The organism is Acinetobacter johnsonii, assembly GCF_048551975.1.
GTDB classification, from domain to species: Bacteria; Pseudomonadota; Gammaproteobacteria; order Pseudomonadales; family Moraxellaceae; genus Acinetobacter; species Acinetobacter johnsonii_A.
In genome coordinates this window covers 1-312 of the sequence record NZ_JBIMCF010000126.1, presented here as the reverse complement: position 1 = coordinate 312, position 312 = coordinate 1, and the positions used below count along the sequence as shown (strand labels likewise).

Annotated in this window: 1 protein-coding gene; it reads left to right on the top strand. The window is 38.8% G+C overall.

What is annotated here, in order from left to right:
• Nucleotides 1-263: ISC system 2Fe-2S type ferredoxin (fdx, locus tag ACG9ZB_RS16915; RefSeq protein ID WP_419326815.1), on the top strand; the 263-nt coding region annotated here is incomplete at its 5' end.
• Nucleotides 264-312: the final 49 nt, after the last annotated feature.

Sequence of the window (312 nt, the reverse complement as noted above, 5' to 3'; positions counted from 1 at the left end):
ATCTTTGTGAAAGCTTACTGAAAAATGGAATCAAGATTGAACATGCCTGCGATATGTCAGCTGCATGTACCACCTGTCACGTTGTGGTACGTAAAGGCTTCGACAGCTTTGAAGAAATGAATGATGTTGAAGCAGACCTCCTAGATCGTGCTTGGGGCTTAGAACCTGACTCTCGTTTGTCTTGCCAAGTGAAGTTAGTGGATGAAGACTTAGAAGTTGAAATTCATAAATACACAATTAACCACGCGTATGAAAATCACTAATTTTTAAAAGAATAAAAAAAGCCACTCATTGTAGTGGCTTTTTTACGAC